This is a genomic window from Casimicrobium huifangae, assembly GCF_009746125.1.
Classification (GTDB): Bacteria; Pseudomonadota; Gammaproteobacteria; order Burkholderiales; family Casimicrobiaceae; genus Casimicrobium; species Casimicrobium huifangae.
Genome location: NZ_CP041352.1, coordinates 1,202,228 through 1,219,047 on the forward strand (window position 1 = coordinate 1,202,228; position 16,820 = coordinate 1,219,047).

Sequence of the window (16,820 nt, forward strand, 5' to 3'; positions counted from 1 at the left end):
GGCAGTCCACCCTACCGTATCACCTCGTCTCCCAGGGAATCATCATCATCATCATGAAATCCATTCCGGAAACCCGAGCCCAACAGGCAGTGTTGTCCGAAACAGCCGAGCCGACTGATCAATCGGCGGCACCCGCCCGTATTGATCGTCGTCAGAATATTCTTGCTGCTTCACAGCGACTGTTTGCCCGTCTGGGCTATCACGGCGTCACCATCCGCCAGATTGCCGAGGAAGCGCACGTGCCGCTGGCACTGGTGGGTTACTACTTTGGGCAGAAACAGGAGCTCTACGATGCCGTTTTTGGGCACTGGAGCGGTATGGTTCGCGAACGCCTCGCTGATTTGCAGGCTGCGCTGGAGGCGGCGGGTGGTGATGGTCTCGCCCGCATTGTCGATGCGCTGGTATTGCCGTCGGCACGACTGCGCGAAACCCCCGAGGGGCGTTCGTACGCATTGCTGGTCACGCGCGGGCTCAGCCAGCAGGGACAGGAAGAAGATCGCGCGATCCGCGAATTCTTTGACCCGCTGGCGCGCGAATTCATCAACGCCATGCATGAAGCGCTGGCTGCAGAATTTCCAGGCGCTGCTCGGGCGCAAACTGCCTGGTGCTATCAGTTCGCGCTCGGCGCGCTGCTGCACCATCTGAGCGATCAGCGCATCGAGCGCTTGTCCGATGGCGCCAATGTGCCTGCCGATCCGTCGGTTGCCACCCAGCTGAGCGCTTTCATCACTGCAGGCATTCGCGGGGCAATGACGTCATTCGCCAACTGCGCAACTGAGCAGGCCGCCGAGGCCTGAGCGTTTCCTCGGCGTTTTGACGTCGCTGTTGCGTCAGGGGTAGGGGGCGTTACAGCCCCTTCCAGAGCCCGGTCTCCTTCGCGCAGGCGCGAATGGTCGGGATGTATTCGGTGACGAAGCGCAAGGTTTCCGGGTTGAGTCCGATGTCCTTGACGCCGTCGATATCGGTCTCAAGCTTGGCGACGTCAACCTTTTCAGTCAGGCAGCCGCAGAACTTCTGCGGGATGTTCGACTCTGCGACCACCGGTGAAACCGCGTTCAGCATGCGGATCACGCGCTCCTGGCACTTGCGGTCGAGCAGGGCGCGTTTCTGGTCCTGCACCACCGTGGCGCAGCCGCCGAGCGAAACGGTCGCAATCGCCGTCAGCGCGGCCAGAAGTGTTGTTTTAGTCGCGAAAAGCCGAGCCATTGAGCCTCCCAAAATCCGGTGCCGTAGTTGCGTCCGTCGAGTTGATCGCGCACGCCGGTCTCGGGGTACGCGTTGCGGAAATCCGCCGTGCCGAAAAGCTTATCCCAAATCGTGAACACCACGCCGAAATTCACTCCCTGCGTTCTGCCTTCGTGCCCGATGCTGATGCCGTGATGCACGCGGTGAAACTGCGGGCTGACCAGCAGGTACTTCAGCGGTCCGAAGCTCCAGCGCAGGTTGGCGTGGGAGAGTGACTCAATCAGCTTGAGTACGAACAGCACCAGCGGGAACTGCTGCGGCGGCACCCCGATGGCGAGGGCAACAGTGGCCATCCACAATGCCGCCAGCAATTCGTCAACGATGTGGTTGCGGTCGTCGGTCCAGAAGGTCATGTCGCGCTGTGCATGGTGCAGCGCGTGCAACTGCCACCACCAGTCCAGCCGATGCTGCAGCCGGTGCCGCCAGTATTCCGCAAAATCTAGCACGATCACGTAAAGCAGCAGACTGAGCGCCGGATTGCCCGCCAGCCCCGGCCAGAAGTCTTCCAGCGACCACGGGGCATAGCCATGCAGGCGCGCGCTGGCCTCCAGTGGGCTCAGTAAAAGCAATAATGCCGCGAAGGTGAACAGCGGGATCAATCCCAGCTTGTTGACCAGCGTGAAGATCACGTCAGTGCGGACCTGCCGTCGCTCGGCAATCACCTGCACTGGCGCCAGCCGCTCCAGTGGAATACAAATCAGCGCGGTGGCGATCACCTGCAGCACGCCCGCGACCAGGAACGAGGTACCGTCGAACGCGCGCTCGGCCCAGGACATCAATCCGAACGAATACACCAGCGGATCAACTGCCGTGGAATACACCCAGCCCACGATCGCCTCAAAGGCATGGTCGGCGGCGTCGTACCAGTCAGCCATCTCTTGTTACCTGCCAGGCGTCGCTTGCGCCCTGGCCGGGCGCTCCGGGATGGTCGCAAAGCAGAAGCCCTTTGCCTTCAATTGAGCGATCAGCGGATCAAGCGTCGGCCAGAACGGATCCTTGCGCGACCAGATGCCAAGGTGTGCCATCAGGATGTCGCCGTCACGCAGGCTGCCGACGGCGCGTTTGAGCAGGGTGTCATTGGAGAAAGTTTCGCTGGGCAACTCGTCGCCCAGAAAGCCGGCATCGGCCCAGCCAAAGTGGGTCCAGCCGCAGCTTCGCCCGTAGTCGAGCAGGCGCGGCGTGGTCTTGCCCCCCGGTGCTCGCCAGATACCGTCAAAGCCGCGACCGGTCAGCTCGCGAAAGCGGCTTTCGGACTTGCCAATTTCAGCGCAAACGCCAGCGCGGTCGAGCAGTCGGCCGTCGTTGGTTGTCTTGCCCCAAGGGATGTAGCTGACTTGCGTGTCGCCCACGTCACCACGAAAGTAATGGTGATCAAAGGTGTGTGAGCCGAAGGCGTGGCCTTCCTTCACCAGCCGTTGCCAGAACGCTTTCTGCGAGTCGTCCAGCGTGAAGCCACCCGCACGGGTTTTCTCGTTGGCGATGAAAAAGGTGGCCCTGACCTGATGCCTGGCCAGGATGTCCGCGATGGCAGGGGCGGGCTCCATGTGCCCGGTGTCAAAGGTCAGGTAAAGCGTGCCGCTGCAGCCCGGTGGTGCTGCCAGCGCAGAAACGGCAACCGCCGCTACGGCCAGCGCCGCCAGCGTCCTGCTAACGATCACGCCGCGCATGGCTCTTGAAGTAGATGCCGTGTGGCGAGCGGCCGACCGGGATGTATTCGATTGGCTTGGTGCCAGTCAGGTCGATTACCGCGACGCGCGCTTCCCAGCGCACGGTGGCCCACACTTCCTTGCCATCGGCGGTGACTTCCATGCAGTCGACGCCACGGCCCACCTTGATCGGCTTGGCGGCTACCAGCGTCTTGTAGTCAACCGGCGTAATGGTGCCGTCGACGCGGTTGCTGACCAGCACCCGCGAGCCGTCACCGGCCGGGAATACGTTGTGGGCGCCGCGGCCAGTGACGATCTGCTTGATCGATGCACGTTTGGCCGGGTCAATCACTTCGACGTAATCAGCGCCCATGATGCCGATAAATAGCAAACCTTGCGGGCTCATCCAGATGCCGGCCGGCGTCTTGCCGGTCTTCATGCGCCAGACTTCCTTGTGGCTGGTGAGGTCAATGGCAATCAGCTCGTCGGAATCCTGCATCGTCACGTAGGCTGTCGATGAGTCGCGCGCGAACGCCACGTGGCTGGGCGTTTTGGCGGCCGGGATGCGGGCTTTCAGCTCGTAGTTCGGCATTGAGTAGATGTCTACCCGGTCCAGCCGCAGACTGATCGACACAAACCACTTGCCGTCGGGTGAATAGCCGAGCTGGTAGGGGTCGCTGATGCGCGGCAGCCGACGTTTCACTTCCCCGGTCAGCGGGTTGAGAAACACCAGGTCGTTGGAAATTGCATTGGCGACGACCAGCTCGCTGTCGTCCAGCGTCGGGATCAGGTGGTGTGGCTCCTTGCCCACCGGGTAGGTATCGACCACCTTGCGTGTGGCACGGTCGATGACCGATACCGTGCCGTCGCCGGAATTAAGCACCACGGCCCGTTCGCCGGGCGCCAGCGCGCCGGCGGCAGCGATGCCGGCGGCCAGGACCACGCCGACGAGCGCGCGCACGGCGGCACGCAGATTGAATCCGCTGGCAGTGACAACGGGACGGAAAGGCAGGCAGCTTGCGATCATGGCCGCGATTGTACGGACGCGCCACACGCGCCAGTTGCGGCATCGCAAGCAAGCCGCAGTCGGGCCGTGGCTGCCGTCGCGTGCGGCGTGGCGGGCTATCGGGTACGATTCCTAGGTTGCGCGTCCGTGCCAGGCTGATGCCTGCGGCCAGATTTGGTCCGCAAATGGCCTTCAAAGAGTGATGCGCTGGCTGTCATTGGTGTTCGATGGTTCGTTTTCTCGTTCTCTTTCTGGTCATTCAGGCGGTGCTCTTCGGTGCCCAGCTCACGCCCTGGGGGCAGGAGTATTTCGTCATCCCGTGGACCAACGGTCTGGCGCACTTCTGCGCGCAGTTGGTGGCACTGGTGGACAGCAGCGCCGAGGCGATTGGCAAGGTGTTGCGCAGCACGTCAAACGGGTTTGCTGTGAGCATTGAAGCCGGATGCAACGGGGTCGAGGCGACGCTGGTGCTGATTGCGGCGATCCTTGCGTTCCCGTCCACCTGGAAGCAGAAGCTCTGGGGGCTGGCGCTGGGTTTTGTCGCAGTGCAGGGCCTCAACGTCGTTCGCATCATCAGCCTGTTTTATCTGGGCCAGTGGAACATGACGGCGTTCGAATGGGCGCACCTCTATATCTGGCAGGCGCTGATCATGCTCGACGTGCTGATCGTCTGGCTGATCTGGGTGCGCCGCATCAACCGTGCAGCGCATCGCGACGAGCCGCCGTCAGGCGATGGCGGTGTAGCGCCGCAAGCTGCCTAGTTCGCTGACCGTCGCATGCCCAAGACCATCAGCCGGTTCTTCCTGCGCATCCTGGCCTGGGTGCCGTTGGTGTTTTTGTGCTGGTACCTGCTGGTGCCGGTGTTGCATTGGCCCATTCGCTGGTTCCTGTCGGGCATGGCGCTGCTGGGTGTGCCCGAGTTCGTGACCTCGGTGCAACAGACGTTGCATGGCTTCGAATTTCTCACCAATCTGTCACCGGGCGTGACGCCGGGGCAGGTGTTTCGCCCCGATGCCACGGTAAGCACTGAAGTTGATGCCCGTCTCTACAGCTACGGCACGGCGCTGATGGCAGCGCTGACGATGGCAGCGTGGCACCCGCAGCGCTGGCGCAACCTCTGGTACGGCTGGCTCGCTCTGCTGCCGTTTCAGATGCTGGCCGTATTCGCGGTGGGCATGAAGCAGATTCTTCTCAATACCGGCGCCGCCGTGCGTGAGCAGGCGGCCTGGGCGCAATGGCAACTGGAAGCCATCGCTTACCTCTATCAGTTCTCCACGCTAATCATGCCGCCAGTCACCGCGCTGGTGGTCTGGTTTGTCCTGCACCGCAAATTTGTTGAGCAATTTGTCGGCGCCGACGTGATCGCGATGATCCGTGCCAGCGAAAAGGGCGCGATGTCGGCGCGATCGGCGCCGATACCGAAGCCGAAGCGGCCCTAGCAACGGGCGATCCGATTGCCTTGCGACACAAAATGTCGCAGCACGCGCTACGCTTGCCGCATGCCGAAACTACTCTCCAAGTCAAAACTCGTTGCCTTCCGCCTCTGCCCGAAGCGCTTGTGGCTTGCCGTGAACCGGCCGTCGTTGCGCGAAGTGAGTGACGCCACGGCGCGCAACTTTGACGCGGGCCATCAGGTTGGCGCGGTGGCGCGGCGGGTGTACGACGCCCGCGAGCGCGGTACGCTGGTCGACATTGACGACCTTGGCTTTGCCGGTGCGTTGCGGCGCAGTCGTGCCTTGCTGGGCGCCAAGTCGCCACAACCGGTGTTCGAGGCCGGTTTCGCCGCTGCGGGCGTGCTGGCATTTGCCGACGTGATGTTGCCGGCCACTCGTCCGCGCTCGGGCATGCCGCCGGAGCGAAGCACATCGTGGCGAATGATTGAGGTGAAATCCACCACCACGCTCAAGGACTATCACCGCGATGATGTCGCGATCCAGACCTTTGCCGCGCTGCAGTCGGGGATTGAGCTGTCGGCGGTTGCGGTGGCCCATTTGAACAAGGGGTCGGTGTATCCGGGCGACCGCAATTACGGTGGCCTCTTCTGCGAGGTGGATCTCACCGCTGAAGTGATGACGCGGCAGGCCGAGGTGGCCGAATGGGTCGATGACGCACATCGTTTCTCGCAGCGACAGCGCGAGCCGCGTCAGGCGATGGGCGCGCAATGTGCGGAGCCGTTTGAATGCGCTTACCGCGCCCATTGCGAAGCGCGCACGCCCCCAGTCAAGGCGGCGAAGTATCCCGTCATCTGGTTGCCGCAGGTGCGCACCACAGCGTTGAAAGAGCGCATCGCGGCGCTGTCGGCGCAAGCGCGGGCGCCCGACATGCGCCATATCGATGACAGCTTGCTGAGCACGGAGCAGTTACGGGTGAAAACGGCGACGCTTGCTGGCAAAGTTGCGTTTGACCGGCGCAAGAGCCGCGCCGCGCTCGCACCGCATGGCGAGGCGCCCACCTTTCTCGACTTTGAGACCATCGCGTTCGCGGTGCCACGGTGGGCAGGCACCACACCGTGGCAGCAAGTGCCATTTCAGTTTGCGGCTCACCGCGTCGAGGCGGACGGTACGCTCAGCGAACATGGTCACCTTGACCTGACGGGCAATGATCCGCGCCCCGGCCTCGTCCGCGCCCTGGTGCACACGTTTGGTGGGACGCACCGCGCGAGGCCGGTGTTCGCCTACAACGCAGGGTTCGAGCGAACCTGCCTGGAACAACTCGCTGCCGCCGTGCCACGCCACCGCCGCGAGCTGTTGGACATCGCGGCGCGGCTGGTCGACCTGCTGCCCGTAACCCGTGCCCACTACTACCACCCGGCACAGTGTGGCAGCTGGAGCATCAAACAGGTGCTGCCCACCATTGCCCCCGATCTCGACTATCAGGCGCTCGACGGCGTCCAGCACGGACAGGCCGCGCAGGACGTCTACCTCGAAGCCATCGCAGCCGAAACCAGCGAGCAGCGCCGCACACAGATTGATGCCCAGCTCCGCGACTATTGCGCGCTCGACAGCTACGCGATGGTGGTGCTGTGGGCGAAGCTCGCAGGGCGAGCGGTGCCAGCCGCACCCTCTGCCATGAGCGCGGAGTAGCCGCCGTGCCCCAACGCCCCGCCGGCCTTGAAACCCTGCAACTCGCGTTGCAGTTGCTGCGCAACATCCCGCGCAGCCGCTTTGTGACCTCCCGCGACATGCAGGAGCGCCTGGCCGCGAAGGGGATTGAGCGCGACTTGCGCACCGTGCAGCGGCAGCTCGACATGCTCGCCGAAGCGTTTGACATTGAGCGTGACATGCGCAGCAAACCCTACGGCTACAAGTGGAAGCCGCGGGCGCAGGCGCTGTCGCTGCCGGGGCTCAGTGCATCGGAATCGTTGCTGTTCGCGCTTGGGCAAGCGCATCTCGCGCATCTGCTGCCTGCTCGGGCAGCACGCGAAATGCGCAGTTTCTTCGAGCAGGCGGAGGACAACCTTCGCCGCGTTGAATTCAACGATGGAAAACCCGCCGTATCGCGCGAACGCGCCTGGCTCAAAAAGGTGCGGGTGGTGCCGGTAACGCAGCCGCTCTTGCCGCCCAAGATTCGCGACGGAGTGTTCGATGCCGTGAGCAACGCCCTTTTCAACGACCACTGGCTCGCGGTGGACTACGTCAACGCCAGCGGTAAACGGGTGCGCGCGCATGTCATGCCGCTTGGTCTGGCGCAACAGGGCGTGCGCCTGTTTGTCGTCTGCCGCTTCGAGGGCTACGATGAAGAGCGCGCCCTCGCCCTGCACCGCATCCAGTCTGCGCGGGAGACCGACGAAGCGTTCGTGCGCCCCGCAGATTTCGACCTTGAACGCTTTGACAACGAAGGACGATTCGGTTTTGGTGAAGGCAAGCGCATCCGCGTGCGCCTCGCCGTGTCCGACGCGCTGCGCCTGATCCTTGAAGAAACACCGCTCGCTGAAGACCAGATCATCCGGCGCACGCGCGGCAAGAACATCGTCACCGCGACCGTCGTCGAATCCCAGCAGTGGTATCGGTGGTTGCGGGGGCAGGGGGAGGAGGCAAGTTTGCTCAGCGCAGAGTAGTCGCTCTCCGATCCGACTTCCTTTTCCCGATAGTCAATTGATGTAGCCGTAGCCTTTTTGATGATGGCGAATCTTGTTTCCATCAGCGTCAACCAGTTGTCGCCCAAGTAACTTGTGTTTCGGAAGAAGTTGTCCGATGAACTCGTACTTCGGCTTGTTCGGATCGGCGCTTCCAAAAGCCCTTGTGGACATTGTCGTCCCCGCCGGATACCACTGCAAGATCCTGTATGCCCGCACAACAACACTCTCAACGAGTGCAAGTGCCGTTGCATAAGGCAACACGCCATCTGGTCCCGGCGTGCGGGTTTTGGCCGCAACTGCGTGCCAAAACTGTCTGACGCTGTCATAGATTTCCACCTCAGTTGCTGAAGCAGAGAATGACTGGTTGACGAAGAACATCATGTAGGGTTCCTCGATATCGTTGATTGCTAACGGTTGCGCTCCATGAACACGTTCGAAGTCCGTCGCCGATACCCGACCACGCTGTGTACCGTGCCCGCGAACTTCATTGGTGAGGTTTTCTATTCCAATTGCATCGATCAACGATGCCTCCACCTCGTGGGCAACAGTGACCGAGAGCCCATATCGAAGAATGTCCACCCTGGGTTCGACATGTGCATTTCGAATTTCATCGATTCGCGCTCGCTTGCGTTCACCCCCACCGCTGGGGCTTAGGTGATCGAAGGCGCGATTATTCGCATTGCCCTTTCCGATGTAGAAAATTTTTCCATTGCGCGGATCAACGAGGGCGTACACATAGGCCTCGATTTTCTCCTGCGATGGTTTGCTCAATTTTTTGTTCATGCTGACTTCCCTTTCATGGTGATTCGCTGGTGGCTACAAAGGCCACGTCCAGCCGGACTTCCATCAAAAGCCCATCCGCCGCCCCGACCCACCGTCGCGCATTTTCACCTCACCCCGCAGTCGTTCAAGTACGTCAACCAGGGATGCGTCGCCCTCTGCGTAGCGAATCGTCCGCGCTACTGACGCAAAGTCACCGAGCGTAAAACCTTCTAGCGGTCCGATGGTGCATTGCTCTTGCCACTCATCGGGATCAGCAACAAGCGTCAGCAGCATCCGCCGACACTGCGCCGCTGTCAGCGGCAAAAACTCCAGCTTGTAGGCAAACCGCCGCACGGCGGCTTTGTCGATCACGTCGATCAGGTTGGTGGCGGCGATGAAGATGCCGTCGAAGCGTTCCATGCCTTGCAACAGCTCGTTCACCTGGCTGCGCTCCCAGCTGTGCTCGGCGTGTCGACGGTCGTAGAGAAAACTGTCGGCCTCGTCGAGCAGCAGCACGGCACTATCGGCGCGCGCCTCGGCGAACATGTCGCGCAGATTGCGCTCGGTTTCGCCCACCCATTTGCTTTGCAGATCGGACGCGCGGCGGTAGAGCAGAGGTTTGTCCAGTTGCTCAGCGACATATTCCGCGAAACTCGTCTTGCCTGTGCCCGGTGCGCCATAGAGGCAAAGGCTTAGCGGCAGCCCGCGCCGCATCAGATCAAGCAGCGTATCCGGTTGCACGTTGCCTGCGATATTGATGAGTGTGGGGTCGTAGCGCATCGAATTCAGCCGCGCGTCGACATGATCGCTCAGCCCGGCCGCCGCGAGGCCTGCCTGCAGCGTGCGTTCGGCGAGGCACTGCTGCCGGGCGGCGAGCGTGCCCGCCGCATCGCACGATGCGTCTGAGGCCAGGCGCGCAAAGCGCAGCGCAGAGGCGATGGCGGCGGGGCTGGCATCGGCATAGCGCGCGAGTGGTGCGGCCACAGCTTCGGCCACGCCTTGCGCGGTGGCATGCCGCACGGCAATGCGTTCGCGAATGCGCTGGCTGGGGCGGCGCATTTCCAGGTGAAAACTGAAGCGGCGCAGATAGGCCGGATCAATCTGCGAGATCGCGTTGCTGATCCAGATGATTGGCACCGGCGTGCTTTCGAGCAGTTGATTGATCCACCCCTTGCGCGGGCCACCCGCATGGCGCTTGCCAGGCGTGAAATCGAAGCCAAAGAATGACGGTGCCTGCGGAAAGGCGTCCTCGGCCTCATCGAAGACAAGCACAGCGCGATCCTTGCCGCGCAGTAATTGCTGCGAGCTGCGCGCACTGCCCAACCGATCCGCCACGGGGTCGGTGGATGGCGCGTCATCGTCCCGCACCTGCACCGGCACTTCGTAGCCGTGCAAGCCGGCCGCCTGCAGCAACCAGCGCGCGAACTCGGTCTTGCCGGTGCCTGGCGGGCCGTAGATGAGGATGTTGATGCCGGTTTCGCCCTCGCCGGCGCTCTGGCGCAGAAACCGGATCAGGGCGTCGGCATCAGCGCGAAGGTGCTGAAAGTCGGCGTCGTCCAGCGTCGGCAGGGGGCTCGCGTGATAAAGCGCTGCCGTGAGCTTTGCCAGCGTGAATTCGCCCGTCGACGTGGCGAGTAACGGGCGCAAGGCCGGGTGCAGCGCGGGTGGGTCGGAGAAACCGGGGAACGGTCCATTTCCGAAGTGATAGTGAAACCGCACGAGCCCCGATTGGTAGAGCGGCCCCTTCGCGGCCAGACAGTCGCGCAGCACGCGCCGATCGAGCGGCAGCACGGTGCTGTACGCGCGGCCCGCATCGTTGGCGGCGTGTGCCAGTTCGTCGAGCAAACGGTAGCACCACTCGAACTGCGTGGCGTGCCACACCAGCCGCGCCACCATACATTCAGCGGGAGACCAATCAAACCAGGTCGCCAGCTTTTGCAGGCGTGCAAGGGTTACCGCTTCGGCTGCGTCGCGCTGTTGCTCCGCTGCGGCGAGTGATGCCGTCAGCACGCCTCGCATCCAGTCGGGCGCGCAGGAGCGCAATGTGATGAGTGCCGCGTCGTAGCTCAGCGGGTGATCGCAAAGCTTCACATCGACGGCTTGCATAGTGGCCCGCCTGTCGGCCGTCTCGGCGCGGCGCACGATACGGATATGGCGGCGGCCAGCAGAAAGCCATGTTGGCAAATCCCCTCCGCCGGTACCGCAATCGTCTTCGACCGAAGTGAACGCGGCGCGCACCCGCTTCATTGCGTCTTTTGGCCACACAATGTGACCGATGAGCAGGCTGAAAAGCCGCGCCTCAGCCACTGCGTCAGTGCCCGCCGGGTCGGTTAGCAGCAGGCGGAGGAGGTACGGGGCGCAAACCATGCGCTCAAATTCGGCATCATCTTGAAGCTCTGTTATCGGGGCAACGTCTCCAGCCGTCGGTTGAAGGTTTTCGTTGATTTGAGAATTGGCGCTGGACACAGGCTTCTCCAATGCTGATGGGGAGTGCCAGTGTGAGTGGCGCAGCGACAAATGGTGTCGTTGGCGATGCAGCGAATCTGGATTGTGCCGAAAACGGGCAACCAGACGTCGGTGTCGCGCTGGTCAGGCGCTTTACTTGTGCCGCGTTTTTGCCACAGGTGCAGCGTCGGATTCAACCACCAGATCCGGGATGTGATTGAACGCAATCGCCATGCGCGCCGATTGCTGCGCGCTGAAGGCGCCGCCCCAGAACAGCGTGTTCTTGCCGTACTTGAGGTTGAGCTGATCGACCACGCGATCAAGCTTTTCGGTGTTGGGCTGGGTGTCGAACAACGACAGTGATTGCCCCTCGCGCGGCAACAGGCCGGACAGCGCCATGCCGACCGCAGTGGGCGGGGTGTTGCGCACGTTGCGGTCGTTGAGCAGTTTTTCGTAGAGCGCGGTGATGCCGTGCAGGATGGCTGGCGTGCGGTCGGTGGCGTCGATGCGCTGATGCGCCTTCGCCTTTTCGCCGCCACGCAGCTTGAGATAGATCGAGATATCGGTGGCGACAAATTCGGCGTCGCGCAGCCGCATCGCGGCCTTCTGCGTCAGCCGCGAGAGCACCGCCTGTGCCCGCGTGTGCGAGCGCTTGTCCGGTGCCAGCACATGCGAGTGGCTGATGGACGAGGTGTTGGTCTCGCGCTGCTGCACGTCCTCGCCGCGCAGCTTCTGCCAGAAGCGCTCGCCCTCGACGCCGCCCCAGACTTCGCGCAGCCGGGCCACATCGGCTGCCAGCAGCTGGGGGGTCGTGGTGATGCCATGATCGTTGAGCCGCTGCAGCATCTTGCGGCCGATGCCGACGAAGTGATTGAGCCGTAGCGGCATCAGCACGTTGGGCAGGTCGGACGGCTCGATAACGACCAGGCCGTCAGGCTTCACCATGTCGCTCGCGGTCTTGGCAAGGAAGGTGTTGGGCGCGATACCGACTGAGCAGGTGATGCATTCGCCGAGCTGCTGGCGTAGCCGGTATTTGATCTCCCGCGCCAGCCCTTCAGCGGCCGGGCGCGGCTGGTCGCGGCCGCTGAGGCGAATCCACATCTCGTCGATGGAATTGACGGCAGCGATGGGGGCGACACTCTCCACCACGGCCTTCGCCTTCTGGTGGAACTCGACGTAGACGGTCGGCCGCGACTCAACCAGCACGATCTCGGGGCACAGCCGTTTGGCGTCGGCGACGTTGGTCAAGGTCTTCACGCCAAAGCGCTTGGCCTCGATGCTGGCAGCGATAGCGCAGGTGGTGTCGGCGATCATCGGGACCACCGCCACCGGACGACCGCGCAGCTCGGGCCGCAACTGCTGCTCGACCGAAGCAAAATAGCTGTTGAAATCAACGTACAGCGCGCGAAGCATCAGGTAATTTTACTGTACAAAAGAACAGATTTGACGCGCGATGATTGATGCCTCACGCAACTTAATTTTTATATGGCATTTTCATGGAAAGCGCTATTGAATGGGGCTTAAAAGCCCAAATGGCCAGAAGTCGACTTTAGGCCTTTTGCACCACTGAGCCCCAATAGAATGCGGCACTGATGTCAAAGCTGATGCGTAATTCTTCCACTGTGATTAACCGGTTTCCACCGCTCCTGCGGGGTCCGCGCGAATGAACGCGTTACAGATCTTTGCCGGACCGCGCGCGCTCGCCCACCTGCGCGCTCACGGACTCGCACCCGCGCATGTGCGGGCGATTCCAGCTGCAGCAGGCGGCCCGAAGGGCTTGACGTTGCTGCCGCTGGATCGCTTTCTGTTTGGCGAGTGGCTGCCGCAGTCCGTGCAGCCGGTCGATCTGATCGGCGCTTCGATCGGTGCCTGGCGGATGGCAGCGGCGATGCTCGACCAGCCTGCCGCAGCGCTCGCGTCGCTGGAGCACGCCTACATCCATCAGGACTACGACGTCCCCCCCGGTCGCAAGGCGCCGACCCGCGACCACATCAGCGAGCGTTTCGCCGAAGGCATCCACGCGATGTTCGGCCAGCGGGTGCAGGAAGTGCTCGGCCACCCGCGCTACCGCCTGCATGTAGTGACCTCCCGCGGGCGCCACATCCTGCATCGCGACAATCGGGTGCGTTCGCCGCTGGGCTATGCCGGAGCCTTCTTCACCAACATCGCATCGCGCAAGGCAATGGGTGCGTGGCTGGAACGTGCCGTGTTCTCCTCGCATCTCGCGGCAGGTGCGCCGTTGCCATTCGCCGCGAACGACTACCGCACGCGCCGCTACGCGCTGTCGCCCGTCAACTTCGCGCCGGTGGTGCAGGCGTCATGCTCGATCCCGTTCCTGCTCAACGCCGTGCACGACATCCCCGGCGCGCCACCCGGAGCCTATTGGGACGGCGGCATAACCGACTATCACCTGCATCTCGACTATCGCCTGCCACCGGATCGCGCTGACGCAGCGTCCAGCGTGGTGCTGTACCCGCACTTCCAGCGTGCCGTCGTGCCTGGCTGGCTCGACAAGTCGCTGAAATGGCGGCACCGCAGCACTCATTTCCTCGACGACGTCATCGTGCTGGCACCCAAGCCGGAGTGGGTGGCGACGCTGCCCAACCAGAAACTTCCCGATCGCACCGACTTCGCCCGCTACGGCCGCGATCTGGCGGCACGGGTAAAGGCCTGGGACACGGCCGTCGCCGAGAGTCAGCGGCTGTGCGATGAGTTTGCGGCTTGGGTGGCCGGCAGCGAGCCCGCCGCCGTTGTCGAACCGTTGTAGTGGCTGCCCGCAAGGGCGCTAGCATCGCTGCATGCAACCAAGTTCCGCCTCTGAACAGCCCGGCGCCGCCTCGGGGACACGCCGCCTCGTCTCGCTGATCATTCCCATGTACAACGAGGCTGATGCGCTGGACGCGTTGTTCGCGCGCCTCGACGCCGTCTTGCCCGAGCTGGCCGACTACGACTTCGAAGTGGTCTGCGTCAACGACGGCAGCAGCGACGGCACCGTTGCCGCATTGGAGGCGCATTGCACCAATCCCGGCGACAGCTTCACCCGGCGTGCACTGGTGGTGGTTGATCTCAGCCGCAACTTTGGCAAGGAAGCCGCGCTTTCCGCCGGATTGCATGTGGCTGCGGGTGACGCGGTGATTCCGATCGATGCCGATCTGCAGGATCCGCCCGAGGTCATTTCAGAGCTGTTGGCCAAATGGCGTGACGGCTTTGAGGTCGTGCTGGCCAGACGCAGTGATCGGTCTACGGATTCGGCCGCCAAGCGACTGACCGCGCGGGCCTTTTACCGCGTCCACAATGCCGTCGCCGACGTGCGCATCCCTGATGATGTGGGCGACTTTCGTCTCATGGACCGGGTGGTTGTGGAGGCTCTGAAGGCACTGCCAGAAAGTCGGCGTTTCATGAAAGGGTTGTTTGCATGGGTCGGGTTCCGTACCGCGACGGTAGAGTACAAACGTGACCCGCGCAGCGCGGGCAGCAGCAAATTCAACACCTGGAAGCTCTGGAACTTCGCGCTTGAAGGTATCGCCAGTTTCTCCATCTCGCCACTCCGCATCTGGACCTACATCGGCCTGCTGGTAGCCTCGGTCGCAATGGCTTGGGGCGGCTGGATCGCACTGCGCACGCTAATCTGGGGCGTTGATGTGCCCGGCTACGCGTCGTTGCTGGTGGCCGTGCTCTTCATCGGTGGATTGCAATTGATCGGCATCGGCATGATCGGTGAGTACCTGGGGCGCACCTTTGTCGAAAGCAAGCGGCGGCCGCCATTTCTGGTTCGCAGGGTGCTACGGTCTGGCGGACTGAAATCGTGACCAGCGTCACTGGCGTCCGTGGACGGTTCGTCGCTCTCGTCGTATCGCTGCCTGTACTAGCAATTGCATTGGTCAACGTATCGATCACCGTCAATACGGTCTGGCTTTACACGCTCATTGAGCCGTTTCAGGACCAGTTTCGGCTTTACGAGCGATATCTGACGCATCCCTTCCCGTTGTCGGTGTTCGAACTTGAGAATGGCCATCGGCCGGTGCTTCCGGGCCTGATTCGCTGGCTCGAATTACGGTATCTGGACGGCGCGCAGTCTCTGCAATTCTGGACATCGTGGGGCGCCGCTTTAGCTGCCACGATGGCGGTGCTGATTTGCGCCTGGCGGAGCGGAGGTTTGACGAGAGGGATTCTCACTTTCTCGGTGCTTGCGAATACGGTGTACTGGAACGCGAATGCACGCATGTTCGTACATGCTTACGAAGCTACCCACGTTTGGTACATATTCGCCGTGCTGGTCGCCGCCTTGATGCTCGTAGGCACGAGGGAGCAATGCGATTGGAAACGGGTGATGACGGCATGTGGTCTCGCTGTCGTCGCCACGTTTTCGTTTGGTCCGGGTATTGTGGTCTTCGCAGCGGTATTCGTGGCGCTTGCCTATCGACGGGAACGGCCAGCCGCCGCGATCTTTGTCGCGGTTGCGGCAGCGACGATCGTACTCATTTACACCTTCGCCTTGCCCGGAGGAGATGGCGTGCGCGGAGCAGCGGGCGACGATTCACTGCTCGTGAAGCGTGCGTATTTCGTAGCGCTACGCCTGGGCGCATTTTGCGTCGCGCTGATACCGGAAGTTGCGGGGCTTGGCGCGCCGTACCACGCGCTGGTGTTGACGGCTAGTACTCTGCTGATTCTTGGCACAGCGCTAGACATGTGGCAGCGGTATCGGGCCGACAGGAAACCTGAGCCATTCGAGGTGATCGCTGTAGGGGTATTCGTATTCGGCATCATCACGAACGTGCTCATCGCATTCAATCGCGCGCCGCACTTTGCCGTGCATCCTCAAGATGCCCTGGCCGATCGCTACCTGTTTTGGTCGGCAACCTGCTGGGCCGGTACCGGCCTTTACTGGATTGCGCGTGCGGGTTCAAAGGCGACACCTTTCACAGGTCGCCTTGTGGCGCTTGTGGCGGTGACCGCGTTGGCTGGCTTCGTTTCACTGGATCAGGCGGGATGGTGGCGCTCGTGGGCGGCCAGTACGTTTCGACTCACCGAACTGACCGCTGTTGCGTATCGACACGGCATCCCCCACACGCACCGATTCATGGAGATTAGCGGACAGGACGACAATGTCTTTCAGGCTGAGGTGGGCGCGTTGCGGCGCTCTCAGGTCATGATCTTTTCACCTCGACGCTACGGCCCCGAGATCGGTGAACGATACGACTTCAGTCCGCCGGCGTCGGTTCTGGGTGCTGAATCATCCGTGGACAACAAGGACATGCCTCCTGGCTCCCCGTGGAATATTGTCTCGATGGCGGTCACACGCGTTGACGCCTTCCGCAACGCCGATGCCCACTGGCGGCTGATGGATCGCACTGGCACTCTGGTTGGCGCCTGCGCCAGTACTGGCTACCTGCGCGAATCGAACGACATGGCCCGCTACCTTCGGCGAATCGTCAACCGGCTCGACTGTTACGTGAGACGAGATAGTGCGTCGCAAGCTATGCTGGTGGCCGTAAACGGCAGAGAGGTCACGGTGCTAGGCACGCTGATTGTCCGGCAGGCAAAGTGACATACCGCTCCGTCTGCAGGGACGTCCCGGCAGGTGACGTTTCAAGACGCCTCGCGGCACCCTGTTTCGGCAGGGCACAACATACATAAC

General features: G+C 62.4%; 15 protein-coding genes. 8 read left to right on the plus strand and 7 right to left on the minus strand.

Annotated elements, in window-relative coordinates:
* Positions 1-53: 53 nt before the first annotated feature.
* Positions 54-797, plus strand: a complete 744-nt coding sequence (locus FKL89_RS05605) for a TetR/AcrR family transcriptional regulator (protein ID WP_156861828.1) — start codon at positions 54-56, stop codon at positions 795-797.
* 49 nt (positions 798-846) lie between these two features.
* Here FKL89_RS05605 and FKL89_RS05610 read toward each other — a convergent pair whose 3' ends face one another.
* Genes FKL89_RS05610 through FKL89_RS05625 form a run of 4 tightly spaced genes read right to left on the minus strand, consistent with a single transcriptional unit; the run spans position 847 to position 3,918 of the window.
* Entirely contained in the window at positions 847-1,206 is a 360-nt protein-coding gene (locus tag FKL89_RS05610) for a hypothetical protein (protein WP_156861829.1), read from the minus strand.
* On the minus strand, positions 1,161-2,120 hold the full coding sequence (locus FKL89_RS05615) for a sterol desaturase family protein (RefSeq protein WP_156861830.1): 960 nt from the start codon (positions 2,118-2,120) through the stop codon (positions 1,161-1,163). Before FKL89_RS05615 ends, FKL89_RS05610 begins: the two co-directional genes overlap by 46 nt.
* Before the next feature lie 6 nt (positions 2,121-2,126).
* On the minus strand, positions 2,127-2,912 hold the full coding sequence (locus tag FKL89_RS05620; RefSeq protein ID WP_156861831.1) for a polysaccharide deacetylase family protein: 786 nt from the start codon (positions 2,910-2,912) through the stop codon (positions 2,127-2,129).
* Positions 2,893-3,918 (minus strand): YVTN family beta-propeller repeat protein, encoded by a 1,026-nt coding sequence (locus FKL89_RS05625; protein ID WP_156861832.1) that lies wholly within the window; start codon positions 3,916-3,918, stop codon positions 2,893-2,895. The genes FKL89_RS05620 and FKL89_RS05625 overlap by 20 nt, the downstream gene beginning before the upstream one ends.
* A gap of 206 nt (positions 3,919-4,124) precedes the next feature.
* On the opposite strand from FKL89_RS05625, the gene xrtH reads away from it, so the two are divergent.
* The 4 genes from xrtH to FKL89_RS05645 are packed head-to-tail and all read left to right on the plus strand — an operon-like array spanning position 4,125 to position 7,954.
* Positions 4,125-4,658, plus strand: coding sequence for an exosortase H (gene xrtH, locus FKL89_RS05630; protein ID WP_156861833.1), 534 nt, complete (start codon positions 4,125-4,127; stop codon positions 4,656-4,658).
* Between the two features lie 15 nt (positions 4,659-4,673).
* The gene (locus tag FKL89_RS05635) at positions 4,674-5,336 is read left to right on the plus strand and encodes an exosortase H-associated membrane protein (RefSeq protein WP_156861834.1); all 663 of its coding nucleotides are present in this window, start codon (positions 4,674-4,676) and stop codon (positions 5,334-5,336) included.
* 60 nt (positions 5,337-5,396) lie between these two features.
* Positions 5,397-6,980, plus strand: a complete 1,584-nt coding sequence (locus tag FKL89_RS05640) for a DUF2779 domain-containing protein (RefSeq protein WP_156861835.1) — start codon at positions 5,397-5,399, stop codon at positions 6,978-6,980.
* A 5-nt stretch (positions 6,981-6,985) separates the two neighbouring features.
* Positions 6,986-7,954, plus strand: coding sequence for a helix-turn-helix transcriptional regulator (locus tag FKL89_RS05645; RefSeq protein WP_156861836.1), 969 nt, complete (start codon positions 6,986-6,988; stop codon positions 7,952-7,954).
* 33 nt (positions 7,955-7,987) lie between these two features.
* Here FKL89_RS05645 and FKL89_RS05650 read toward each other — a convergent pair whose 3' ends face one another.
* The 3 genes from FKL89_RS05650 to FKL89_RS05660 form a co-directional block, all read right to left on the minus strand.
* Positions 7,988-8,758 (minus strand): GIY-YIG nuclease family protein, encoded by a 771-nt coding sequence (locus FKL89_RS05650; RefSeq protein WP_156861837.1) that lies wholly within the window; start codon positions 8,756-8,758, stop codon positions 7,988-7,990.
* A gap of 63 nt (positions 8,759-8,821) precedes the next feature.
* Positions 8,822-11,104, minus strand: a complete 2,283-nt coding sequence (locus tag FKL89_RS05655) for an AAA family ATPase (RefSeq protein ID WP_156861838.1) — start codon at positions 11,102-11,104, stop codon at positions 8,822-8,824.
* A 231-nt stretch (positions 11,105-11,335) separates the two neighbouring features.
* Positions 11,336-12,595, minus strand: a complete 1,260-nt coding sequence (locus FKL89_RS05660; RefSeq protein WP_238363498.1) for a DNA polymerase Y family protein — start codon at positions 12,593-12,595, stop codon at positions 11,336-11,338.
* Between the two features lie 250 nt (positions 12,596-12,845).
* Here FKL89_RS05660 and FKL89_RS05665 point away from each other — a divergent pair, with 250 nt between their 5' ends.
* The 3 genes from FKL89_RS05665 to FKL89_RS05675 are packed head-to-tail and all read left to right on the plus strand — an operon-like array spanning position 12,846 to position 16,730.
* Complete coding sequence (locus FKL89_RS05665; RefSeq protein WP_156861840.1) at positions 12,846-13,949, plus strand: patatin-like phospholipase family protein; 1,104 nt, start codon at positions 12,846-12,848, stop codon at positions 13,947-13,949.
* A gap of 31 nt (positions 13,950-13,980) precedes the next feature.
* Positions 13,981-14,991 (plus strand): glycosyltransferase family 2 protein, encoded by a 1,011-nt coding sequence (locus tag FKL89_RS05670; RefSeq protein WP_156861841.1) that lies wholly within the window; start codon positions 13,981-13,983, stop codon positions 14,989-14,991.
* Entirely contained in the window at positions 14,988-16,730 is a 1,743-nt protein-coding gene (locus FKL89_RS05675; RefSeq protein ID WP_156861842.1) for a hypothetical protein, read from the plus strand. The genes FKL89_RS05670 and FKL89_RS05675 overlap by 4 nt, the downstream gene beginning before the upstream one ends.
* The last annotated feature ends 90 nt before the right edge of the window (positions 16,731-16,820 follow it).